The sequence below is a fragment of the Corynebacterium sp. HMSC08D02 genome (assembly GCF_001807505.1).
Lineage (GTDB): Bacteria > Actinomycetota > Actinomycetes > Mycobacteriales > Mycobacteriaceae > Corynebacterium > Corynebacterium pseudogenitalium.
On record NZ_KV789245.1, the window covers coordinates 33,706 to 56,892 of the forward strand.

Sequence of the window (23,187 nt, forward strand, 5' to 3'; positions counted from 1 at the left end):
CGTCTCGCCTAAGGGTTGACCTTAGAGCTTAGCGGGTGCGTCAAACTCACACACTCTCGCACGTTGTCGCGCATTGTGGCGATCAAGGGCACAATGGAGCGCATGACGCATATACATACTGTGGAATACGGCAATAAAGACAACACCAGCACCGTGGTGCTGCTCTCCTCCATCGCGACGACGCACGAATCCTGGTCGAAGCAGATTCCTGAACTGGCGAAGCACCACCGTGTCATCGCGGTCGATCATCGCGGGCACGGCGGCTCCGACGTCGCCCAGGTGGCTCCCGGTTCCGCAACCGTGAAGCTGCTTGCGCAGGATATCTTGAGCGCGCTCAACCGTGAGGGGGTCGACCGCTTCAGCGTTGTCGGCCTCTCCCTCGGCGGCGCCATTGCGCAGTATCTTGCGGCGTACAGCGGGCGCGTGGAGAAGGCTGTCTTCGCTTGCACCGCGACTTACCTCGGTGGCAATGAGCAGTGGGACGAGCGCACGCGCATCGCACGGGAGGAAGGCATGGGCCCCATCGCCGACATGCTCATTCCTAACTGGTTCACCCCAGCATTTATCGACGCCCACCCAGGGGAAGTCGAGCGCATCCACGACATGGTCAGCGCCATCGACCCCGAGGGTTACGCCCAAAACGGCGATGCCTTGGCAAAGTGGGACTTCGCTTCCCACCTGGATCAGATCACCTGCCCAGTGCTGACCATCGCGGCCGCCGGCGACGCCGGTACCGGCCCGGACAAACTGGCCGAAATCGCCGACGGCGTCGCAGGCCCCGTGGAGTCTGTGGTCATTGAGCCGGGCTCGCACCAGGTGCCCATCGAGAACCCTGCTCCGTTCAATGAAGCGCTGCTGAAGTTTTTGGGCTAAGATTTGTCGGCTACGCTAGACGCAGAAGTCTGTCAGAAAGGATCCCCTAGTGATGAACACCCGGCCCAAACTTGTGCTTGCCGCACTCTTGACGTGCACGACGCTGTTGGCCGGGTGTAACTCGTCGCCGGAGGATCGTTTGGCGGAGCCTGAGATCTCGTTCCCGGCGAAGGAGACGTCGACAAGCCCGGCGCCCGACGATGATGACGAGGACGCGACCGAGACCGAGACGTCCACCTCGACGAAGACCTCAACGAGCACGTCGAAGAAGAGCTCAAGCTCGTCTAGCTCCTCGAGTTCTTCGAAAAAGTCGAGCTCTTCTGCCTCCTCTAGCGATGATGACAGCGACGAGCCCGCGCCGGTACAGCCTGCCGAGCCCGCCCCACAGAACGGCGCGACGTGCGCGTGGCCGAAGCAGGGCCAGCAGTCAGCGAGCGACGAATACAGCACCTTCTGCGACGGCGACTGGGCCCGCACCGTGATGCCGAACGGCCAGGAGTACTTCTGGGCTTCCAACGGCAACTCTTGGGCATCCGTTGACCCCGTCGGCGAGCACGAAGGCAACGCCTGCTGGGATCGCAAGGACTTCACCTCCGCGCCGGCCGCGGTGCGCGACGCGGTCCCGTACTGCCCTTAGGCCTGCAGCACCTCCGCTGGCTTCTTGACGACGACCGGCTTCGCGGCCGGCGCTCGCAGCCCTACCAGGGCGACCGCACTCAGCACGAACACGCATGCTGCAACGATGTAGAGTCCACGTGGCCCCAGCCCGGCCTCGGCGAGATAGCCGATGAGCAGTGGTCCGCAGACCGAACCAACTCGCCCCACAGCCAACGCCACTCCAACGCCGGTCGCCCGCAAGTGCGTCGGGTAGGACGCCGGGGTCACGGTGTACATGCCAGTAACGCACGCGTTCAGCAACATACCAACCAGTACGCCTAGCGGGAACGCCACGAACGACGCGCCCGCGGAGAAGATGAAGGCCACCAACGCGCCCGCGCCACCGATGGCGAAGGCGATGAGCAGCACGCGGGCGTCAACACGCGTGGTAATCACTCCGAAGATCAGCGAGCCGATCGTGCCGCCGAACGCGATCATGATGCCGCCGAAAATACCCTGCTGCGCGGACAGTCCCAGTTCATTGAGCAACTTGGGCGTCCAGGAATTAGCAAAGGCAAAACCAAAGCTGATCAGCGAGAATGCAATCCAGATCCGTACAGTCGTCGACAGCCATACTGGGGAGACGATTGCGCGCAGTGCGCCCGAAGCGGAAGCCGGGGCGCTCGTCTGGGCCGGAACCACTGCTCCCCCGTGTCCAATACGGCGTGCGATGCGCTCAACGCGCGCCGCATCCCCGCGACTCGCGAGCACGTCCACCGATTCCGGCAGCAACGCCGTTGCAAGCACCAGCGCCACGGCAGACAGTGCCGCGCCCACGAAGAAGATCCAGTGCCAGCCGTGGCTCTCCACAACCTTGGACGCCAGCACGCCGCACAGCGTCGCACCGACACCGTACCCCGACGCGTAGACCGCCATCGCCAGCCCACGGAACCGGTCGTTTGAATACTCACTGACCAGCACGGTCACGCACGCGAGCACGCCGCCCACGCCCACACCAGTGACGAAGCGCCACGCGATAAACGCCGCGGTACTCCCCGCGAATCCCGACAGGAGCAGGCCCACGGTGTCAATCAGCAGCGCCACAAGAATCACGTTTCGACGCCCCCATCGATCCCCCGCCGGCCCAAAGACCGCCGCGCCGACACCAACGCCGAGCAGCGCTGCCGACAGTACCCAGCCCAGCAGCGACGAGCCGATCGCGAACTCCTCCGCCAGGTGCGGCGCCGCAAATGCGGTTGCGACGAGGTCATAGCCGTCAAGGGCGTTCAAATAGGTAATGACGGCAATGATCAGCCACTGGTACGGGCTCATCGGCCGGGTGTTAATGGAGGTTCTAATATCCACCGCGCTCTTTCCTTTATCTTCACGTGTCGTGTTTTCGCAGATGTGTGAAGAATGTACCGCACGGTCTGTCTATTCGCGCCCTTTTATTCACGCTTTGTCAAGCACACAAAAAGACGCCACCCGGTTACCCGTGGTGGCGTCGACAAGCGATCAGAAGTTAGCCGTTCAGCTTGCGGTAATCAAAGACCTGGTCGATGATGCCGTACTCAACAGCTTCCTGCGCGGTAAGGATCTTGTCGCGATCCGTATCAATACGGACCTGCTCCGCAGTGCGACCGGTGTGGTGCGCGAGTGTGTCCTCCATCAGGCGGCGCATGCGCTCGATCTCATTGGCCTGGATCTCAAGGTCAGAAACCTGGCCCTGGGTACCCTGCGTCGCGGGCTGGTGGATCAGCACCCGCGAGTTCGGCAGCGCAGCGCGCTTCCCCGGCGCACCAGCGGCAAGGATGACCGCCGCAGCGGACGCAGCCTGGCCGAGGCACACCGTTTGCACGTCCGGGCGGACGTACTGCATCGTGTCGTAAATCGCCATCAGCGCGGTAAACGAGCCACCCGGCGAGTTGATGTACATCGTAATGTCGCGGTCCGGGTCCTGGGACTCCAGCACCAGCAGCTGCGCCATGATGTCATTCGCGGAGGTGTCATCGACCTGGGTGCCCAGGAAGACGATGCGCTCCTCGAAAAGCTTGCCGTATGGGTCGATCTGCTTCGTGCCGAAGGAAGTCTCCTCCAAGAACTGTGGCAGCACGTAGCGGGAGGAAAGCATTTGGAAAGACATACGTAAATTCTCCTGTCTACTTAGTTGCTGATCGAGCCCTGAGCGCTCTCAATAACGTGGTCCACGATGCCGTACTCCATCGCCTCTTGGGCCGTGAACCAACGGTCACGGTCGGAATCCTTCGTAATCTGCTCGAAAGTCTGGCCGGTATGCTCAGCGATAAGCTGGGCCATCTCGCGCTTCGTCGCTGCGAACTGCTCAGCCTGAATAGCAATGTCGGCAGCAGTACCGCCAACGCCTGCGGACGGCTGGTGCATCATAATCCGAGCGTGCGGAAGCGCGTAACGCTTGCCCTTCGTGCCGCCAGAGAGCAGGAACTGCCCCATCGACGCCGCCAAGCCCATGCCGTACGTAGCAATATCGCACGGCGAGTACTTCATCGTGTCATAAATCGCCATGCCGGCAGTCACGGAACCACCCGGGGAGTTAATGTACAGCGAGATGTCGCGAGTTGGATCCTCCGCGGACAGCAGCAAGATCTGCGCGCACAGCTTGTTCGCAATTTCGTCGTCAACCTGCTGTCCCAGGAAAATAATGCGCTCGCGCAGCAGGCGCTCATAGACAGAATCACCCAAGTTCATGCCCTGCGATGGGGATGTCATAAAAATGGCTCCTTCGTGGTTCAAACTCTTTTATGTAGCGTCAACAATGCCACCACCCTACTCCGATAGTCCACTTTGCACGGGGTTGTTCGCTGATGGCGTACACGTACGTTGTGAACCCGTAGTGAATGGCGAAACGCCCCGGCGTAGGCGCAACGCGTGCGCATCGCCGGGGCGTTTCAACTCACGATTTAGTCTTCGGAAGCCTCTGCTTCTTCCTCTTCAACCTCACCGAAGTAATCGTTCGGGTCGACGGTCTCGCCCTTGTCGTCCTTCACGGACACGCGGCAGATCGCGGTAGCGAGTGCCTTGCCACGGCGGACGTCTGCGAAGAGGTTACCGATCTGGCCTGCCTGCTGCAGCTGCGCCACGAACTGGTTCGGGTCCATGCCGTAGGACTGCGCGGTGAACAGGATGTGGTCGGTCATCTCCTGCTGGGAAACCTCAGGCTCCTCCTGGTCAGCAACAGCGTCCAGGAACAGCTGGGTACGGACAGCGGACTCAGCCTGCTCGTGGTTCTTCTTGTCGAACTCCTCGCGGGTCATGCCCTGTGCCTCGAGGAACTGTGCGACAGCAGCCTCGTCGTGCGCCAGCTGGCCGAGCATCTGGTGGAGCATGTTGTGCTCCTGCTCCTCGACGATGGACTTCGGAAGCTCGAACTTGGTCTCCTCGAGCGCTGCCTTCAGTACCTCGTCGCGGATGTCAGCTGCCTGCTGGGTCTTCTTGTCCTCAGCGAGCTGCTCCTTGGTGGATTCACGCAGCTCCTCAGCGGTGTCGAACTCGGAGGCCATCTGAGCGAACTCGTCGTCAAAGTCAGGAAGCTTGCGCTCCTTCGACTGCTGGACGTGTACCTTGATGGTGGCTTCCTTGCCCTTGTGCTCGCCGAACTCGATCGTCGCTGTGAACTCGTTGTCCTCGCCGGTCTTCATGCCGCGCAGCGCGGTGTCGAGGCCCTTGATCAGGTCGTCCGAGCCGATCTGGTAGGTCAGGCCCTCGGTGGAAGCCTCCTCGACCTTCTCGCCGTCAACCTCAGCGTGCAGGTCGATGACTGCGAAGTCGTCGGTCTTCATCTTGCGCTTGGTGTCCTTGAGCTCGCCGAAGCGCTCGCGGAGCTGGTCGATCTCCTTGTCGACGTCCTCGTCGCTGACCTCGAGGGCCGGAACAGTGACGTCAATCTTGGAGAAGTCAGGGACAGTAATCTCTGGGCGAACGTCGACCTCAGCGGTGAACTCGACGACGTCGTTGTCCTCGATCTTGGTGATGTTGATCTCTGGCTGACCGATCGGGTTCAGGCCATTTTCCAGGACAGCCTTCTCGTAGCGGGTTGGCAGCATGTCGTTGACAACCTGCTCCAGGATCGGGCCACGGCCGAAGCGGGCGTCGATCAGCTGGCGAGGAGCCTTACCGCGACGGAAGCCAGGAATGTTGACCTGCTGCGCAATTGACTTGTACGCCTGGTCGATTTCCTTGCCGAGCTCATCGAAAGGAACGCTGACGTCCAACTTGACACGAGTCTCACTGAGCTTGTCGACGGAAGTCTTCACGGATTACTCCTGTAATTAATCGGGTAAATTGTACGGATATGTAAACAAGCCCGCTATTTCTAGCGGGCTTGTTGATGTCGGGGCGACAGGATTTGAACCTGCGACCCCCTGCTCCCAAAGCAGGTGCGCTACCAAACTGCGCCACGCCCCGCGAATGATTGCTCATTGCGACGTTGGCAACTATAACCATGCCCCAGAGCAATACGCAAATCGACAGTTCAACACTACTTTTGGGCTATATTCACAGAAACAAAAACGCGGCTACACATCTCGTGCAACCGCGTCTTCTACTCTAACATTTGGAGGGAATGACGGGAATCGAACCCGCGTCTTCAGCTTGGAAGGCTGAGGTATTAGCCACTATACGACATTCCCACTTCACCAAAAGGTGATGGGCGCAAGTGTAACCCACCGCCCACTTTGAGACAAAACCACCCGCTTAGCGTGGAACTTTCTTCCGACCACGTGCGTTGCACGTTGTAAGTACTGATAATTTGTGGCCGATCCCGAAGGAGCTTTCCCTCACTATGAACCTCATTTTGATCCTCGCTATCGTTGGCGCCGCGGTGTACCTGATAAAGAGCCGCCAGAATGGCGCGACCAACCAGCGCGAACAGCTCCAGCTCGAGGATGCGATTGCGGACGCACGCCGCTGGACAGAGCGACTTGGTTCGCAAGTCCTTACTATCTCCGGTACCGACGCCGCTTCGACCCAGGCGATGGCCGACGCCTCTGAACGCTACAACGCAGCAAGTGGCGCGCTGGGCCAGGCGACCACACCGAAGCAGGCCATGCTCGCTCGCGAATCTGCCCTGGAGGGGCTGCACTATGTCAACGCAGCACGCGAAATCATGGGCATGCCCGCGGGCCCAGAGCTTCCGGAACTGGAAGGCCAGCGTCGCGCGGGCCGGGTGACCGAAGAGCGAACGATCCGCCAGGAAGACGGCACCACCGTCACCGCATCCCCGTACGCTTCTGAGCGCACCCCAAACTACTACCCTGGCGGCGTTGTCGCCGGCCGCCCAGTACCGGCCGGCTGGTACTCCACCGCCTGGTGGGCGCCAGCGATGATGACTGGCATGTGGGCTGCAAGTTCGATGATGTTCTACTCCGCGATGTTCGCAGGTATGGCCGGCACGCCATCGCCTGAGGCCTTCGCAGCGGGTGACTTCGGGGACGCCGGCGCAGGCGACTTCGGCGATATGGGAGATGCTGGAGACATCGGCGATGCCGGGGAGATGGGCGATATGGGCGACGCCGGCGGCGAGGGCCTGTTCGGTGACGGCGGCCTCTTTGGGGATGGCGGCGGCTTCGACTTCGGGGGATTTGACTTTTAGTCCAGGCCAGTGCGCTAGAATGCCTACCGTTTAGCACCCCACCGTATAAGGAGCGTTTCGTGAATATTGCAGTGTTGCTCAAGGAAGTCCCGGATACGTACGGCGACCGCGACCTGAATCTGGAAACCGGCCTGACCGATCGCTCCGGTGATGTCGTCGCTGACGAGGTCTGCGAACGCGCCGTCGAAGCCGCGATGCGACTCAAGGAGGCCCGCGGCGACGAGGAAACCATCGTCGACCTCATTACGGTAGGGCCAGAAACAGCGCATGCCAGCGTGCGCAAGGGCATTGCGATGGGCGCGGATGATGCCTACATCATTGCCGACGACGCGCTCCTCGGCGCGGACGTGACACTGACGGCAGAAGTGCTCGCGGCGGCGCTGCGCAACAAGGACTACGACCTGGTTGTGCTCGGTACCGCGTCCTCTGACGGCGGTGGCGGCGTCATGGCTGGGCTGCTCGCAGAGATGCTCGGCTGGCCCGCCATCGCCAACGCGACCGAGGTCACGCTCAACAACGACATGGTGACTGCGACGCAGGTCAGCGATCACGCCACGCTCACCCTGGAGGCGCAGCTCCCGGCGCTGGTCGCGGTCTCGGACGAGTACCCGGATGCCCGCTTCCCGAACTTCAAGGGTCTGATGGCGGCGAAGAAGAAGGAACTGCACACGCTGACGCTGGCGGAGCTCGGTGTCGACGCGGCGGATTTTGCACGGCCGCGGGCGATCATGGTGGACGTCGAAAAGCGTCCTGCGCGTGAGCGTGGCGAGATCATTGACTACGGCCCGAACGCTGTGGGCCAGCTGGTCGACTTCCTTGCAGAGAAGCACTACATCTAACCCGCCGAACGAAGGATACTGACATGGCAACCTCTCCCCGCACAGTTTTGGTCGTGCTCGATGCGACGCACGACGACCAGCTCGACTCCACCGCCGCCGAACTCATCGGCGCAGCCGCGCCTCTGGGTACCCCGGTGGTGCTGACCACCAACCCAGCACACGCCGAAGCGCTCGGCGAGCTCGGCGCAGCCGTGGTGCTGACCACTAACGTTGACGCGCAGCAGCAGGCAGTCCCACTTGTCGACGCCGCCGAGGCCGCGTTCAACGCCATCGACCCGGCAGCCGTGATCCTCGCCCACTCCGTCCGCGGCCGCGACGTCGCGTCGCGCCTGGCCGTGCGCAAGGGCAAGGCCCTGCTCACCGACGCGATTGATGTCCGCCGAGACGACCAGGGCATTGTGACGGACCACGAGAACTACGGCGGCGCCTACACCGCAACCGCTGCAGCGACCCACTCGGCGCCAATTATTACGGTGCGCATCGGCGCGATCGATCGCCGCGCGGATGCGACGACGCCCGAGGTCCACGAGTTGGATGTCACCGCCTCCGGGATGCGCGCCGCGACGGTGACTTCGGTGACCCCGGTGGTGCGCACCTCGACGCGCCCGGAGCTGCTCACCGCAGATCGCGTGGTTGCAGGAGGCGTTGCTTTGGGTGACGCGGACATGTTCGAGCAGCTCGTGGGCGGGCTTGCCGACGAGCTCGGCGCCGCAGTCGGCGCGACCCGCTCCGCTGCGGACGAGGACCAAATCAGCCACGACGCCCAGATTGGGCAGACCGGCATCGTGGTCAGCCCGAAGCTCTACATCGGCATCGGCATTTCCGGCGCTGTGCAGCACCTCGTGGGCATGCAGACAGCGGACACCATCATCGCGATCAACAACGATGAGGACGCTCCGCTGTTCGATATCGCGGACTTCGGCATCATTGGCGATCTCTTCGACGTGGTGCCGGAACTCATCGAGCAGATCGCAGCTCGCCGCGGCACGGAGGCGTCCGAGTAATGCAGGTGCACCTTCGTCGTGGCCTGCCCCGCGTAGCGAGCGGCCAGCCGTGGCCACCAGTTGATGAGGTCGCGCTCGAACCCGACCCGGCCGTAACCGGTGATCTGGTCGGCGCTCAAGCGGCTCCGGCCCCAGCACAACCCGAAGGCCTATCGACGTCCCTCCGTCGCGGCCTGCCTCGTATCCCGAGCGGCCAGCCATGGCCTCCTACCGACTCGGTCACAGTCGCTACGGACCCTGCCGTGCAGCAGGTGCTCCCAGCGGCTGCAGAGCAACCAGCTGGCCCGCTCACCACGGTCGCCGTGCGTCAGGGCCTTCCGCGTACTACCGGGGCTGGCCCGTTCCCGCCTGTCGCCAGTGTCGACATCCCAGAGGACCCCGCTGTGGCGGTTCCTCCGCTTTACGGCGCAGCGGCGCAGACTGCAGAACAGGCACCGGAACAGGTACCGGCAGTCGAGTCCACGCCGGAGCCGGCACAGCCCGAGCGGCCGGAGCCGGCGGCACAGCCCGTGCCTGCGCCGACTCAAACTCCATCGCGTCGCTGGTGGGCGTACGGTGGCGTCGCGCTGCTCGCTGCGGTCGTAGTCGCGGTCCTGGTGGCGCGCTGGTTCGTCAGCACCCCGACGGGCAGCAGCTTCATCGAGCGCTACACCGGCCAGCAGCCCCTGCCGGAAGGCGCACCTGTTGGGCTGCCCGCATGGTTGGGGTGGTCGCACTTCTTCAACATGCTGTTCATGGCGCTCATCATCAAGACTGGTATGACCGTGCGCCACGAGCGCAAACCCGAGGCGTATTGGGCGCCGCGCACAAACCCCAAGAAGAAGATTTCTCTTACCCTGTGGCTGCACCTCACTATTGACGTGCTGTGGGTGGCGCTCGGCGTGGCGTTCTACATCGTCCTGTTCGCCACTGGCCAGTGGATGCGAATCGTGCCCACGAGCTGGGAGGTCATCCCGCAAGCGGTCTCCGCGGGGATCCAGTACCTCAGCCTGGACTGGCCGACGGAGAACCCGTGGGTGCACTACAACGCGCTGCAGGAGCTGTCGTACTTTGCGGTGGTGTTCATCGCTGCCCCGCTGGCGATCCTCTCCGGCGCTCGCATGAGCGAGTGGTGGCCGAAGTCCTGGTCCTTCTTCTCGCTGAAGGCTGCACGCGCTATTCACTTCCCCACCATGCTGTTCTTCGTCCTGTTCACCGTGGTACACGTCTTCCTGGTGCTCACCACGGGTCTGCGCAGGAACATGAACGCGATGTTCGCTGCCTCCGGCGACGTCGACCCAGACGTGTACGGTACGAGCTGGACTGGCGTCATCGTGTTCCTCGTTGCGGCAGCCGTGATCGCGGTGGTGTGCAGGCTGGCTCGCCCCGCACTGGTAGCCCCGGTGGCGCAAGCGACTGGCAAGGTGACAAGCCGCTAAAGTAAAGCGCATGGTACCCATGTTTGCGCTTCACGACGGCACATCAATCCCCCAGCTCGGCTACGGCCTCCACCGCGTAGATCCGCAGGAGGCCGAGCGGTTGGTCAGCGAAGCGCTGGAGGCAGGTTACAGACACTTCGACACCGCCCACATTTATGGGAACGAAGAGGGCGTCGGCAAGGCAATCGCGAAGTCGGGGATCCCGCGCGAGGAGCTGTACATCACCACGAAGCTGTGGAACAACCGCCACCACGATGCCCCGGCGGCGCTCGAGGAGTCACTGGAGAAACTCGGGCTTGACCACGTGGATCTTTACCTCATTCACTGGCCTCTGCCCGGACAGGGCGCATACGTGGATGCGTGGAAATCCCTCATTGGACTCCGCGAGGCTAAACTCACGACCTCCATCGGCGTCTCAAACTTCCTGCCAGAGCACATTGAGCAGATTGAGATGCACACCGACGTCACCCCCGTGGTCAACCAGGTTGAGCTGCACCCGCTGTTCCAGAACTGGAAAGAGCTCGACGCGATGCGTGTGCACAATATCGCAATCGAGGGCTGGGCTCCGCTCGGTGGCGGCGCCTACGACCTCACGGACTTCCCCGAAATTACTGACGCCGCCGAGGCACACGGCAAAACGCCAGCGCAGGTGGTGCTGCGCTGGCATCTACAAAACGACGTGATCGTGTTCCCCAAAACCACGTCCGCGGAGCGCATGCGTGAAAACATGGACATTTTCGACTTCACGCTCAGCCCCGAAGAAATGTCCGCCATCGTCGCGCTCGACGAGGAGGAGTTTGGGCGCCACGGCCCGCACCCCGCGGACTACGAAGAACTGGGCTAGATAGCCGGGGCTTCGCCCGTCTCCTCGTACTTGGACAGGATGTCGATGCGGCGCTGGTGGCGCTCCTCGTTGCTCCACTCCTGACCAATGAACGCGTCGACGATCTTCAGCGCTTCTTCCTCGGTGTGCATGCGCCCACCGATACCGATGAGCTGCGCGTTGTTGTGCTCGCGTGCCAGGCGCGCGGTCTCCTCAGACCACGCCAAGGCGCAGCGAGCGCCCTTCACCTTGTTCGCGGCGATCTGCTCACCATTGCCAGAGCCGCCCAGCACGATGCCGAGGGAGCCTTCGTCCGCTACCGTCCGCTCAGCTGCGGCGATGCAGAACGCTGGGTAGTCGTCGAGGGCGTCATACTCGTGCGCACCACAGTCGATGACTTCATGGCCCTGCTTTTCCAGGTGGGCCTTAATCTGATTCTTTCGTTCGAAACCGGCATGATCTGCCCCAAGGTAAATTCGCATGCGCTCTACCCTACCTTCCTGCTAGCTCACCTGCGGCGGTTCCGTGCGGGAACGCTTCAGTTCGAAGAAGTAGGGGTATTCGCTCAGTGCCAGGGAGGCGTCGAAAAGCTTGCCTGCCTCCTCACCCGTTGGGACGCGGGTGATGACCGGCCCAAAGAATGCGGTGTCTCCTAGCTTGACCACCGGGGTGCCCACCTCGTCACCGACGGCGTCCATCGCACCCTGGTGGTAGGTGCCAAGCAGCTCGTCCATCTCGTTCGTGTTGGCAAGGTCGGCGTAGCTGGCGTCGAGACCTACCTCTTCGAGTGCTGCCGCGATGATCTCGTCGTAGGCGCCGTAGCCCTTTTTGCCGCCCTGCTCCCCGGCGTGAATGGCGGTGCCCATCGCGGTGTAGAGCGCGTCGATCTTCTCTGGGTGGTCGCGCTTCACCGCTGCGAACACGCGCGCGGGACCCCAGTTAGCCTCCATCATCTTGGCGTAGTCGGCGGGGATGTCACGGCCGTCGTTAAGAATGGACAGTGACATCGGCACCCACTCGACCGTGATGTCGCGGACCTTTTCTACTTCCTTCATCCAGCGCGAAGTGAGCCAGCAAAATGGGCAGCTTACGTCGAACCAAAAGGTAACTGGTGCAGTCACAGAATCATTCCTCCATTTGTTCCGGAAATTATGCAGCCACCATAGCGAAAAACACACAGGTACGGCGAGTATGTTGGAGGACATGAAGACAAACCTCAAGCGCAGCGACGCACAATTTCGCGCACAACTTATCTCAGATGTCCATTACGATATTGCGCTCGATGTCAACGGAGCAGAGCAGTTCACGTCGACCACCACGGTCACGTTCCGCTCGGGCGCAGGCGAGACCTTCTTCGACCTGGTCGCCGACGAGTTCTCCGCAACGCTCGACGGCCGCCCCGTCGACGGCCGCACCCTCACGCTCACCGAGGGCGAGCACACCTTAGTTGTCGACGCCACCATTACCTACAACCACACCGGAGAAGGCCTGCACAAGTTCGTCGACCCGGTGGACAACAAAGATTACCTCTACACCCAGTTCGAACCCGCGATGGCGATGAAGGTGTTTGCTTGCTTCGACCAGCCGGACATCAAGGCCACGTATAAGATTGCCGTCGACGCGCCAGAGGCCTACACGGTCGTACTCAACGAGGAGGCGACCCATGAGGGCAACGTGTGGTCCTGCACCATTGATTACCCACTGTCGACGTACCTGGTGGCAATCTGCGCCGGCGAGTACGAGTTCGTCGAAGACGAGTACGTCGACGATCTGAAGCGTATCCCGCTTCGCATCTTTGCCCGCGCCTCACTCATGGAGCACCTCGACGCGGAACGCTTGTTCCGCCAGACGAAAGACGGCTTCGCGTACTACCACAAGAATTTTGCGATTGCGTACCCGTTCGGCAAGTACGACCAGATTTTCTGCCCCGAGTACAACATGGGCGCAATGGAGAACGCCGGCGCGGTGACGTTCCGCGATGAGTACGTCTTTACTTCCGAGCCAACCCCGTATCGCCTCGAGCGCCGCAACGACACGATCCTGCACGAGATGGCGCACATGTGGTTCGGCGACCTCGTCACGATGCAGTGGTGGGACGACTTGTGGCTCAACGAGTCCTTCGCAACCTGGTCCGCAGCCATTGCCCAGACCGAGATCGGCGAGTACCCGAATGCGTGGACGACGTTCGCGGCCGTCGAGAAGGCATGGGCCTACCAGCAAGATCAGCTACCGACGACCCACCCAATCGCCGCTGACGCCCCGGACATCGAGACCGCCGAGCAGAACTTCGACGGGATCACCTACGCCAAGGGCGCGTCCGTGCTGAAGCAGCTGCAGGCATACGTTGGCCGCGACGAGTTCTTCGCGGGCGTGCGCGATCACTTCAACAACCATAAGTTCAGCAACGCTACCTTCGACGACCTGCTGGGCGCGTTGGAGAAGTCGTCGGGCCGCGATTTGAGCGAGTGGTCCCAGCAGTGGCTGCGCACCACTGGTGTGTCCACCCTTCGCCCCGAAATCACTGAGGATTCCTTCGCAGTCGTGCAGGAATCCGACGTCATGCGCACCCACCGTGTCGGAATCGGCTTGTACAAGTTGGACGGCGACAAGGTCGTGCGCACCCACCACGTGAAGGTGGACATCGAGGGGGCTCGCACTGAGGTTCCCGAGCTCGCCGGCATCGACCACGACCTCGCGCTGGTCAACGACGAGGACCTCACGTACTGCAAGATGCGCCTCACGCCGGAACACACTGAGTTCGTTCTGGAGCACATCGGGCAGATCGAGGACCCGCTTGCGCGCACCCTGTGCTGGTCATCCCTGTGGGAGGCCGTCCGCGACACGCTGCTTCCGGCTCGCAAGTTCGTGATGGCCGTGGCAAACTTCAGCCGCCTCGAAGACCAGCCGAGTGTGCAGGAGCGCCTCCTCGCGCAGGCGACGCTGGCGGTCAAGCAGTACGTGGCATGGTCCTGGCAGCGCACCGGCTTCTACATGCTCAGCGAGGCATTCCGCGGCCAGGAGCCTGCAGGTATCTACCAGCGCGCGCTCGCCCGCCTGCAGCCTTCGAAGCAGAACACGACGTACTTCCACGAACTCCTACAGTCGCTGGATAACCAGGAGATTCGCTGGCTCGTGCTCACGAACCTTGTCGCAGGCGGCGCCATGCTGGCCAAGACCGCCAAGAACGAGGAGGATCCGTCCTCCGAGGGTGCGCTGTCGCGCCTGCGCATCGACGCCGTCACGAACAAACAGTGGGCGTGGGATGAGATCGTCAGCGGTACACGCACAAACCTTGAGGTGCGCTTCCTTATCGACGGCCTCACCTTCACCTCCGAAGGCATGGACGGCTTGGCCGAGCGCTACTTCGAGATCGCGCCAGAGCTGTGGGACAAACTGACCAACGAGATGGCTCAGAACACGCTCGAGGGCCTGTTCCCGCTGTGGGATATTTCGATTGCTACAGTCGAGCGCGCCGAGGCGCTCCTTGCGCGGGAGGACATTCCGGCGGGCCTGCGCCGCATCGTTTCGGAGGGTAAGGCCCGCGTGGAGCGCGCGCTGCGCAACCGTGTTGGTGACGCAGGCGCGGAAGGCGCAGCGAAAACGCTGCGCTAGAGGCTAGAGCTCCTCGACGATGCGGATCTGCGCCGCATCCGTGCGAGCCACGATAGAGGCGAACATGACCAGCGTGTCACCCTCAAAGAGCTTGCGCGTGATGCGGTGCACCGGGGTGTTCGCCGCCAAGGAGAGGCTCTCGCGCTCCTTATCGGTCGGGTTGGCCGGGAACAGGATGTCCTCGCGGCGCAGGTGAGGAGTCACGCCACCCAGGTCGGTACGCTGGCCACATGCGTAGTCGTCGGAGCTACGGCTGTACTTGGACTCATAACCGGGGCGAACGTACGTGGTTTCAGCGAACACCGGGTTACCGTTGGCAAAGTGAACGAGCTCGCTGGTGAGCAACTTATCGCGGGAGTCTACGCCGAATGCAGAGACGACGATCTGCGGTGCGGGCGCAGCGGTCTCCGAAATCAGTTCGGAAGAGACGTCCAGACCATGCGCGATAAGCTGCTCCGTCAGCGATACCTTGCCCGTCAAGTCGATGATCGGAGGCAGCGCGCGAACGAATGTGCCACCGGTGCGGCCACGCTTACGCTCAATAATTCCTTCGAGCTGCAATAGGTCCAGTGCATGGCGCACGGTCATGCGTGCCACCCCGTACATGTCTACAAGTTCGCGTTCTGGCGGTAGCTTGTCGCCGGGTTCGAGCTCGCGCGATTCGATCTGGCTCCGCAGAGCATCAGCAATCGCTACATACGCTGGCTTTTTCGCCATAAATTCCTCCTATTTTTGCGGCTACGTTTAGGTTCACTGCCGCCCGCCCATAACTCCAGGTGTGACGCCAAAAGGTACAACACCAAAATCTCAGTTGTTTCTAATATAGTTCATTGGACCATAAAAGTACCTAACAATAAATTTGAACAAAGTGCGCGACACTTGACACGTCCATAAATTGCAAAGTCATACTTTCAGTTGAACCCTATCGACGTGCCAAATTCAGGAATCTCCAACGCCAATTACAACATCGCCCAAGCCACGGCCAATACCCCCATTTGCGGTAACCCGGGTGCTCGACGGCTGCTCGAGACGTAGCGCGTAAACTAGAGCACAATGTTTTCTCTTACGCAGTTTTCTCCATCAGTCTTAGCCAAATCCGTGAGCGTTCCAGATGTCGACGAAGCCGTCGACTCCGTCACCTCGTGGTGGAATGACCCCGCCACGCGAGACATCTTTGTGACCCGCCCCCTGTGGATCCTGGTCATCCTGGCCATTGCCCTTGTGTTGCACATCGTGGTGCGCAGAATCATTACGAAGGCCGCGAACAACGCCATCAACTCCTCCAGCGCGGCTCTCCCCTTCCGCCGCCGCGCTGGCGCCGTGAAACCCGACACTGCGCATTCGCGCTCGCGGGAGCAGCGCCGCCAGCAGCGCATCCTCACGCTGGCGAACGTAGGACGCTCCGCGGCAGCAATTGTGATTTGGGTGTGGGCGGTCCTCGCGGTGCTCGACCAACTCGGGGTCAACGTCGCCCCGCTCGTGGCCTCTGCGGGCGTCGTCGGCGTCGCCCTCGGCTTCGGCGCGCAGTCCCTTGTGAAAGACTTCCTCAGCGGCATCTTCATGTTGCTGGAAAACCAGTACGGTGTCGGTGACGTCATCGCGGTCAACGACATTGAGGGCACTGTAGAGCACGTCACGATGCGCATCACCACCGTCCGCGATATTGACGGCACCCTCTGGTACGTCCGAAACGGTAACATCGATCTGCTTGGCAACCAGAGCGACGTCTTCTCCGTTGCCCGCCTCGAGATCCCTGTTTCCATCCAGGCTGATCCGGAGCAGGCAGCCAGCGTCGTCGAGGCCGCAATGCAGGACGCAGTGACGCGCCCCGAGATCAAGGACAAACTCGTCGGTGAGGCCACCATGCTGGGCATTTCCAAGTTCGACCCGGAGTGCGCAACCCTGCGCGTGATGGTCAATACGCTGCCTGGCGAGCAGTGGGGCGTCTCCCGTTTCATGACCGCGGTCATCCTCGAGGCGCTTCACACGCACGGCGTGCCGCTGCCTGGCACGGAGCCGACCTACATCCGACACCTGGACCGCACCCCTGGAGGCGAGAACAACGATGCAGATCAGCAATAGCAACGAGGCACAGCAAACGCTCTACGAAGCCGTCGGCGGCGAGGAGTTCTTCCACACGCTCGTGCACCGCTTCTACGCCCAGGTCAAAGAAGATGACCTCATCGGCCCCATGTACCCCGACGAGGACTGGGAAGGCGCCGAATCCCGCTTGCGTTGGTTCCTCACCCAATACTGGGGCGGGCCACGCACCTACCAGGAGCGCCGTGGCAACCCAATGCTGCGCCGCCGCCACTTCCCGTTTGCAATCGGGGAGGCTGAGGCGGACCGCTGGCTCGAGCTGATGGGCAAGGCAATGGCCGAGTTTGACGACGCCACCCTGCCCCAGCCCTACCGCGCCGCCATGTGGAATCACATGCAGCGAGTCGCGTACATGATGATCAACCAGGGCCCGCGGTCATACGAATAGGCTCAGCGACTTGCTGTGGTAGACGGTGCCGAAGGGGGCGTCGATACGCACCCACCTGCCTGCGCTCGAAACCCGCAGGTAGCGAGGCACTTCGACCGGGGCTTCGAACCCCGGAATGAGCCCAAGCGAGGTGCAGGTAAACACCGCACGCATGGGTATTTCAAGTTTCGGGCCGCGGTCGTCCGCGTCGACGGTGATGACCACGGCGTCGAGAAGTGAAACCGGCGGGCCGAGCGGGCCCGCGAACTGACGCGTGAGGTTGCGGCCTTCGTCGGCAAGCTGGCGCGCTGTAGAAATCGGCACCTCTTCGCGCAGCGTAAATCCCTCCGCCGGTGGCAGTGCCCCGGGCCAGTTCTGATCCTGCGCCGCGCCAAGTGTTCCCGGCGCCGTATCGAGTGCCTCGAGAACCCGGCGCGCAGGCACCACCGCGCCGTCGCGGGAGACGGTACCCCGGACCCGGCGCGAGACGACGCAGTCGAACGGGGTGGTGACGAAGACGTCGACATCGTGTTCCCCGACTCGTTGGAACCGCGCGTAGGCGTCATCCTGGAGTGCGAGGGCGCGCTGCAGCAAGGCGCGCAGTCCGCGCTCCCCCTGCTCAACAGTCAGCGTTTCGGTGGTAGCCACCTATGCCTGCCCCAGCTCGTCGTCTCCGTCGAGCGTTGTGTAGGCGCGGGCAAGGATGCCGAGCTCCTGCGAGGTGATTGCTCGCGGGGTCGCCGTCCGCTTATCCACGGTGACCTGCACGCAATCAATCACGCAACAGACGCTGCCTTGTGCGTCCTTGATCTCCTGACGCGTCGTAAACGACGTGTTGCCGAGGTGGATCACCTGCGTATCAACGGTCACTGCCTGCGTGTTCGGCAGCACCGGGCGAACGTAGTCCGCTTCGATGCGCCGAACGAACACCACAAACTCGTACCCCTGAGACTCGAAGAACTCCTGGGCAAACGCGAGTCGTGCCTGCTGAGCGATCTCGATGTAAGCCGAGTTTGTCACATGGCCGTACCGGTCAAAATCGTTCCACCTCAGCGAGATGGAGTGCGTGTGAATCCTGCCGCGCATATTCTGTTCCGACATAGCCAATTCCTACCTTTTCCGCTGTTAGCGGCTGAGCTTGCGGTGGGTGACGCGCGACGGCTTCGCCGCTTCCTCACCGAGGCGCTCAACCTTGTTCTTCTCGTAGTCGCCGAAGTTGCCCTCGAACCAGTACCACTTGCCTTCCTCAACGTTGCCTTCCCAGGCGAGGATGTGGGTACAGGTGCGGTCCAGGAACCAGCGGTCGTGCGAAATCACAACAGCGCAACCTGGGAACTTTTGCAGCGCATTCTCAAGCGAGCCAAGGGTTTCGACGTCCAAGTCGTTGGTCGGCTCGTCGAGCAGGATCAGGTTGCCGCCCTGCTTCAGCGTCAGCGCCAGGTTCAGGCGGTTACGCTCACCACCGGAGAGCACCTTGGACGGCTTCTGCTGGTCAGCGCCCTTGAAACCGAACGCCGAGAGGTAGGCCCGCGACGGCATTTCGTTCTGGCCGACCACGATGTAGTCGAGGCCGTCCGAGACTACTTCCCACACCGTCTTTTCCGGGTCGATGTTTTCGCGGTTCTGGTCGACGTAGGACAGCTTCACGGTCTCACCGACCACGACGGTGCCTGCGTCTGGCTCTTCCAGCCCAACGATGGTCTTGAACAGGGTGGACTTACCCACACCGTTCGGGCCGATCACGCCCACGATGCCGTTGCGCGGCAGCGTGAAGGACAGGTCCTTGATCAGGACGCGGCCGTCGAAGCCCTTGTCCAGGTGCTCGACCTCGACGACCTTGTTGCCCAGGCGTGGAGGCGTCGGGATCTGGATTTCTTCGAAGTCCAGCTTCTTGTACTGCTCTGCCTCGGCAGCCATTTCCTCGTAGCGTTCCAGACGCGCTTTGTTCTTCGCCTGGCGCGCCTTCGGCGAGGATCGTACCCACTCGAGCTCGTTCTTCAGACGCTTCTGCAGTTTCTGGTCCTTCTTGCCAGCAACCTCGAGGCGCTCGGCCTTCTTCTCCAGGTAGGTGGAGTAGTTGCCCTCGTATGGGTAGAGCTTGCCGCGGTCGACCTCACAGATCCACTCGGCAACGTTGTCCAGGAAGTAGCGGTCGTGGGTAATTGCCAGGACGGCGCCCGGGTAGTTCTGCAGGTGCTTCTCCAGCCACAGGACGGACTCGGCGTCCAGGTGGTTCGTTGGCTCGTCGAGCAGTAGCAGGTCCGGTTCGGACAGCAGCAGCTTCGCCAGCGCGACGCGGCGGCGCTCACCACCGGAAAGCTTGGTCACCGGGCTATCGGATGGCGGGCAGCGCAGTGCTTCCATCGCCTGCTCAATCTTGGAATCGACCTCCCAGGCGTCAGCGGCGTCGAGCTCCTCCTGGAGCTTGCCCATTTCTTCCATGAGCTCGTCGGTGTAGTTCGTCGCCATCTCTTCAGCGATTTCTTCGAAGCGCTGCTTCTTATCGAAGATGTCGCCGAGGCCCTCTTCGACGTTCTCGCGAACGGTCTTTTCCTCGTTCAGCGGTGGCTCCTGCAGGAGGATGCCGACCGTTGCGCCGGGATCCAGGAATGCTTCGCCGTTGTTTGGCTGGTCAATCCCCGCCATGATCTTGAGTAGCGAGGACTTACCTGCGCCGTTTGGCCCAACGACACCAATCTTGGCGCCGGGATAAAAGGCCATGGTGACATTGTCCAAAATGACCTTGTCACCGATGGCCCTGCGAACGTTTTTCATCGTGTAGATGAACTCAGCCACGTAAAAACCCCTTTAACTGAAGCGGACATACATCGTTTCACAGGGTACATCAGCGAAAGGTGAACGTGCGCTTCCCCGGCGCCGAGCGGGAGCGCAACCGCGGGCGTCAGAACGGCGCGGGGCCGTCGTCACTTTCGCCGCTGCCAGCACCCACAGCTACCGGCTCGAGTTCAGGCGACTGCGGTTGTGGTTCCGTAGCCGCCGCCGAGTCCGACGCCTGCATCTTCATTTGCTCGAAGTAGAACTCGCGCTCCTCTTCCGTCATGAAGTCGACCGCCGTCTTGATCTTCACCGCGGGCTGACCCTCGAGTGTGTGGCCGTTCTCGGTGATCTTCCAGGAGGAGATCTGGTGCATGCCGAGCTCGAACGCGACCTTGTCGGCTTTCAGCACGGTGCGGTACCGGTTGAGTTTCTCGCCCGCGTCGTTAGTTTCTACCCAGGTCTCCGTGACCAACCGGCCGGAGACCATCACCGGCGCGCCACGGAACAGTGAGGTGCGCGCGTTGATGGCGAGCTGGTTCCAACACTCGACGTCGATGTAGAGCTGGTCCGTGTCCTCCCAAATGTCGCGGCCTTGGTTGTCCTGCTCGCCCGTGCGCCGCCTGCGGGAGGACGCGATGCGCATCTTGCACACCGAGTTTCCCGACGCCGGGAACCACTTAAAGTACGGTGCTGCCGTCAAGTTTCCGCATACGGTGACGTTCATCTGGCTCATTGTTGTGTCCTTTCAATTGTTTGCTGAACTGGTACAACTCGGAGCTTTCCAGTGCAGAAACAGAAAAGAAAGGATGCGGCCTTGCAGCCTGTGGATTGATTTTTGGAATTCCACAGATCCCAGGGAATCGTCGATTAGCCCTTGTGCTGCGGGGTATCCGACGTGTACTGTGCGAGCATTTCGTTGTAGGCGCGCCACTCGGCGTCGTCAGTCTCGTCCGCGATGCGGTCGACCTCCGCGGTTTCTGCGCGGTCCTCGCGCCACCACAGGATGAACAGCACACCGAACACGATGACCAGCGGGAACGAGCCCGACGCCCAGGCGATACCGCCGCCCACCTTCTGGTCCGCCAGCAGATCCGGGTCCCACGGCAGCAGCAGCGAGCGGTAGAACTCCTCGCCCATCACGGTGTTGAGCTGCATGAGGTACACGCCCATAAAGAGGTGCACTGGCATGGAGATCCACAGCCACAGCAGACGCGTCTTCGCCGTCACGCGCCCCTCGATGTAGTCCGGGCCGATGAGCTCCCAGAAGTAAAAGTAGCCCGACACCAGGAACACCGCGTTCATGATGACGTGGCCGGCGTGCTCCGAAATCATCAGTTCGTAGAGATCAGTGAACACGTACATGACGTAGAAGAACACCAGGAACTGCACCGCGGACACCGGCGGGTACGTCACGATGCGCAGGAACTTACTGCGCTGGAAGGACTGCGCCCACAGCCGGGGGTTGAACTCGCCGGACGGGTAGGCGTCGATAATGAGCGACAGCGGCGCGCCCAGCACGAGGAACACCGGCACCCCCATCGACAGAATCATGTGGACCGTCATGTGCGCCGAGTAGGAGGCTGGCATGTGCAGCCCAATGCCGGAGCACATCGTGACTACGACGGTCGCGCAACCCAGCAGCCACCACGCCGTGCGCCCCTTCGACCATCCGCTCACCCGGCGCGTCAGGTGCAGGTAGTAGACGGCCAGCAGGATCGCGATCACGCTGTAGAGCAGCTCGAAACGCCACAGCCCGACCCAGTTCGACCAGGTCAGTGGGTCCTCGAGGTTGTAGCCCATCTGGATCTGCATCGGGGTGAGGTTCGGGTCCCGCGGCGGTGGCGGCGGAGTGCGCCCGAGCGTCACCGCTAGGCCGGTCACAGCGGCCATCACCAGCACTTCCACCGCGCCGAGCCGTACGAACGCTCTGCGTTGCGACGGCCCCTCCGCCTCAAGCGCCGGAATCGTGCGCTCGCGGTGCGCATACCCCATAAAGCCAAGCACCAGGATGCCGACCAGCTTGCCCACCAGCACCCAGCCGTAGGCGTAGCGGGTGATGTCGTCCAGGTGCACGCGGATCGCGCCGTTAATCACGCCCGACACCGCCATCGCTACGAACGCGAACAGCGCGATGCGCGAATATCTGCGCACCGCTGGCGCCAAGTTCGGCCCCAACCTGAAACCGTGCGCCACCAGCGCCATCAGGGCACCAACCCACACCAGCAGGAATACCAGGTGCCAGATGAAGGAGTTCGTGCCGAAGTCGTGATCGCCACCGGTCGCGGAGTGACCAGTCAGCGCCAGCGGCATAATCGCCAACAACGAGCCGATGAACAAAGCCACTTGCGACCACCAGCACGACACCCGGTACCCCGCCACGGCCACACACGCCGCGATTGCCGCGACAATCAGCCAGACGCGGGCGTCAGCAACCTTGTCCAGCGCCAGGGCCCAGGCGTCGACCTCAAACATCACGGTGCTCAGCGGCTGGCCTGAGACGTCGGAAAGCACCAGCGGCACCATCACCACACCGATCAGCGCCAACCCCGCGGATGATGCCGCCCCCGTCCGCGACGCAATCACCCCATCAACGGTCAGGCGCGCGCCGTTGAGGTCAGAGCCCGTCTGCTTCGGCGGCAGCAACCACGCAGAAAAGAGGAAGGACCCGGCAGCCAGCGCGGCCAGCACCCACGCTGCGCCCCGCAGCGCCGGCAGACCGAACGTCGTCAACGCCCCCGGATCCGGAATGCCCAACGCCGCGAGCGAGGCGCCCGCGAACATCTCCGAAATCACCCCGGCGATGAGCGCCGCGACGAGCCCCGCCGCAAGATACAACGGAAACGCCGCTTTCACCGCCGACTTTGAGGCAACCTGCGCATTTGACATGCTCACTACCCTACGTTCGAAATCTGCCTGTTCCCAAGTTTTTCGACGCCTACTTCTCCACCTCCACGTCACAAGTGTGAGCAATAGCTTCCTGCTCTGCCCCACCAGGACTCTGACCTGTCGGGGACAGTTCACTTAAAAGAACGCTGCCATCCACCGTTCGCCGATTCCGCCCCGCGGACACTCGGCTTGCCACAGTCTGTCCGCGGCGCCCCTCCTACCTGGCGGATTGAGCAGAACCAACCATTTACCCTGTCCGCCCCG

General features: G+C 62.1%; 22 protein-coding genes and 2 tRNA genes. 10 read left to right on the forward strand and 14 right to left on the reverse strand.

Annotated features, from left to right (window positions below; translation table 11 throughout):
- Positions 1–63 precede the first annotated feature (63 nt).
- Together HMPREF3170_RS05745 and HMPREF3170_RS11830 are read left to right on the forward strand one after the other, a co-directional pair.
- Positions 64–873 carry an alpha/beta fold hydrolase gene (locus HMPREF3170_RS05745; protein WP_246814927.1) on the forward strand — a complete coding sequence of 270 codons (810 nt, stop codon included), beginning with the start codon at positions 64–66 and terminating at the stop codon, positions 871–873.
- Between the two features lie 49 nt (positions 874–922).
- Positions 923–1,510, forward strand: coding sequence for a hypothetical protein (locus tag HMPREF3170_RS11830; protein ID WP_176754779.1), 588 nt, complete (start codon positions 923–925; stop codon positions 1,508–1,510).
- Here HMPREF3170_RS11830 and HMPREF3170_RS05755 read toward each other — a convergent pair.
- The 6 genes from HMPREF3170_RS05755 to HMPREF3170_RS05780 form a co-directional block, all read right to left on the reverse strand.
- Positions 1,507–2,835, reverse strand: coding sequence for an MFS transporter (locus HMPREF3170_RS05755; RefSeq protein WP_070478413.1), 1,329 nt, complete (start codon positions 2,833–2,835; stop codon positions 1,507–1,509). The two genes, HMPREF3170_RS11830 and HMPREF3170_RS05755, sit on opposite strands and share 4 nt — an antisense overlap.
- 157 nt (positions 2,836–2,992) lie before the next feature.
- A complete protein-coding gene (locus HMPREF3170_RS05760; protein WP_070478415.1) occupies positions 2,993–3,613 on the reverse strand; it encodes an ATP-dependent Clp protease proteolytic subunit in 621 nt (206 codons plus the stop codon).
- A gap of 20 nt (positions 3,614–3,633) precedes the next feature.
- Entirely contained in the window at positions 3,634–4,215 is a 582-nt protein-coding gene (locus HMPREF3170_RS05765) for an ATP-dependent Clp protease proteolytic subunit (RefSeq protein ID WP_070362027.1), read from the reverse strand.
- Between the two features lie 191 nt (positions 4,216–4,406).
- Positions 4,407–5,759, reverse strand: coding sequence for a trigger factor (gene tig, locus HMPREF3170_RS05770; RefSeq protein ID WP_070362026.1), 1,353 nt, complete (start codon positions 5,757–5,759; stop codon positions 4,407–4,409).
- Positions 5,760–5,836: 77 nt separating this feature from the next.
- A tRNA-Pro gene (locus tag HMPREF3170_RS05775) sits at positions 5,837–5,910 on the reverse strand.
- Positions 5,911–6,059: 149 nt separating this feature from the next.
- Positions 6,060–6,134, reverse strand: a tRNA-Gly gene (locus HMPREF3170_RS05780).
- A gap of 152 nt (positions 6,135–6,286) precedes the next feature.
- On the opposite strand from HMPREF3170_RS05780, the gene HMPREF3170_RS05785 reads away from it, so the two are divergent.
- The 5 genes from HMPREF3170_RS05785 to HMPREF3170_RS05805 are packed head-to-tail and all read left to right on the forward strand — an operon-like array spanning position 6,287 to position 11,201.
- Positions 6,287–7,096 carry a hypothetical protein gene (locus HMPREF3170_RS05785; protein WP_070478417.1) on the forward strand — a complete coding sequence of 270 codons (810 nt, stop codon included), beginning with the start codon at positions 6,287–6,289 and terminating at the stop codon, positions 7,094–7,096.
- Positions 7,097–7,155: 59 nt separating this feature from the next.
- Positions 7,156–7,935 carry an electron transfer flavoprotein subunit beta/FixA family protein gene (locus HMPREF3170_RS05790; RefSeq protein WP_070478419.1) on the forward strand — a complete coding sequence of 260 codons (780 nt, stop codon included), beginning with the start codon at positions 7,156–7,158 and terminating at the stop codon, positions 7,933–7,935.
- A 23-nt stretch (positions 7,936–7,958) separates the two neighbouring features.
- The gene (locus HMPREF3170_RS05795) at positions 7,959–8,939 is read left to right on the forward strand and encodes an electron transfer flavoprotein subunit alpha/FixB family protein (RefSeq protein ID WP_070478421.1); all 981 of its coding nucleotides are present in this window, start codon (positions 7,959–7,961) and stop codon (positions 8,937–8,939) included.
- Positions 8,939–10,357, forward strand: a complete 1,419-nt coding sequence (locus HMPREF3170_RS05800; protein ID WP_083290889.1) for a cytochrome b/b6 domain-containing protein — start codon at positions 8,939–8,941, stop codon at positions 10,355–10,357. The genes HMPREF3170_RS05795 and HMPREF3170_RS05800 overlap by 1 nt, the downstream gene beginning before the upstream one ends.
- 10 nt (positions 10,358–10,367) lie before the next feature.
- Positions 10,368–11,201: an aldo/keto reductase gene (locus HMPREF3170_RS05805; RefSeq protein WP_070362022.1), complete on the forward strand. Its 834-nt coding sequence runs from the start codon at positions 10,368–10,370 to the stop codon at positions 11,199–11,201.
- Here HMPREF3170_RS05805 and HMPREF3170_RS05810 read toward each other — a convergent pair.
- Together HMPREF3170_RS05810 and HMPREF3170_RS05815 are read right to left on the reverse strand one after the other, a co-directional pair.
- Positions 11,198–11,662: a ribose-5-phosphate isomerase gene (locus tag HMPREF3170_RS05810; RefSeq protein ID WP_070362021.1), complete on the reverse strand. Its 465-nt coding sequence runs from the start codon at positions 11,660–11,662 to the stop codon at positions 11,198–11,200. The genes HMPREF3170_RS05805 and HMPREF3170_RS05810 overlap by 4 nt on opposite strands.
- A gap of 21 nt (positions 11,663–11,683) precedes the next feature.
- Positions 11,684–12,301: a mycothiol-dependent nitroreductase Rv2466c family protein gene (locus HMPREF3170_RS05815; protein ID WP_070362020.1), complete on the reverse strand. Its 618-nt coding sequence runs from the start codon at positions 12,299–12,301 to the stop codon at positions 11,684–11,686.
- A gap of 82 nt (positions 12,302–12,383) precedes the next feature.
- On the opposite strand from HMPREF3170_RS05815, the gene pepN reads away from it, so the two are divergent.
- A complete protein-coding gene (gene pepN / locus HMPREF3170_RS05820; protein WP_070478484.1) occupies positions 12,384–14,792 on the forward strand; it encodes an aminopeptidase N in 2,409 nt (802 codons plus the stop codon).
- A gap of 3 nt (positions 14,793–14,795) precedes the next feature.
- On the opposite strand, the gene HMPREF3170_RS05825 is transcribed toward pepN, so the two are convergent.
- A complete protein-coding gene (locus HMPREF3170_RS05825; protein ID WP_070478422.1) occupies positions 14,796–15,509 on the reverse strand; it encodes a GntR family transcriptional regulator in 714 nt (237 codons plus the stop codon).
- A gap of 336 nt (positions 15,510–15,845) precedes the next feature.
- Between HMPREF3170_RS05825 and HMPREF3170_RS05830 the strand changes: the two genes are divergently transcribed.
- Both HMPREF3170_RS05830 and HMPREF3170_RS05835 read left to right on the forward strand, forming a co-directional pair.
- Positions 15,846–16,874 (forward strand): mechanosensitive ion channel family protein, encoded by a 1,029-nt coding sequence (locus HMPREF3170_RS05830; RefSeq protein WP_070478424.1) that lies wholly within the window; start codon positions 15,846–15,848, stop codon positions 16,872–16,874.
- Positions 16,858–17,280, forward strand: a complete 423-nt coding sequence (locus tag HMPREF3170_RS05835) for a globin (RefSeq protein ID WP_070478425.1) — start codon at positions 16,858–16,860, stop codon at positions 17,278–17,280. Before HMPREF3170_RS05830 ends, HMPREF3170_RS05835 begins: the two co-directional genes overlap by 17 nt.
- Here the strand turns inward: HMPREF3170_RS05835 and HMPREF3170_RS05840 are convergent.
- From HMPREF3170_RS05840 to HMPREF3170_RS05860, 5 genes are all read right to left on the reverse strand, one after another.
- On the reverse strand, positions 17,269–17,907 hold the full coding sequence (locus tag HMPREF3170_RS05840; protein WP_070362016.1) for a DUF8185 domain-containing protein: 639 nt from the start codon (positions 17,905–17,907) through the stop codon (positions 17,269–17,271). The two genes, HMPREF3170_RS05835 and HMPREF3170_RS05840, sit on opposite strands and share 12 nt — an antisense overlap.
- Positions 17,908–18,360, reverse strand: coding sequence for an acyl-CoA thioesterase (locus HMPREF3170_RS05845; RefSeq protein ID WP_070362015.1), 453 nt, complete (start codon positions 18,358–18,360; stop codon positions 17,908–17,910).
- 24 nt (positions 18,361–18,384) lie between these two features.
- A complete protein-coding gene (gene ettA, locus HMPREF3170_RS05850) occupies positions 18,385–20,055 on the reverse strand; it encodes an energy-dependent translational throttle protein EttA (RefSeq protein WP_070478427.1) in 1,671 nt (556 codons plus the stop codon).
- A gap of 106 nt (positions 20,056–20,161) precedes the next feature.
- Positions 20,162–20,770 carry a single-stranded DNA-binding protein gene (locus tag HMPREF3170_RS05855; RefSeq protein WP_070478429.1) on the reverse strand — a complete coding sequence of 203 codons (609 nt, stop codon included), beginning with the start codon at positions 20,768–20,770 and terminating at the stop codon, positions 20,162–20,164.
- A 134-nt stretch (positions 20,771–20,904) separates the two neighbouring features.
- The gene (locus HMPREF3170_RS05860) at positions 20,905–22,923 is read right to left on the reverse strand and encodes a bifunctional copper resistance protein CopD/cytochrome c oxidase assembly protein (protein ID WP_070478430.1); all 2,019 of its coding nucleotides are present in this window, start codon (positions 22,921–22,923) and stop codon (positions 20,905–20,907) included.
- Between the last annotated feature and the right edge of the window lie 264 nt (positions 22,924–23,187).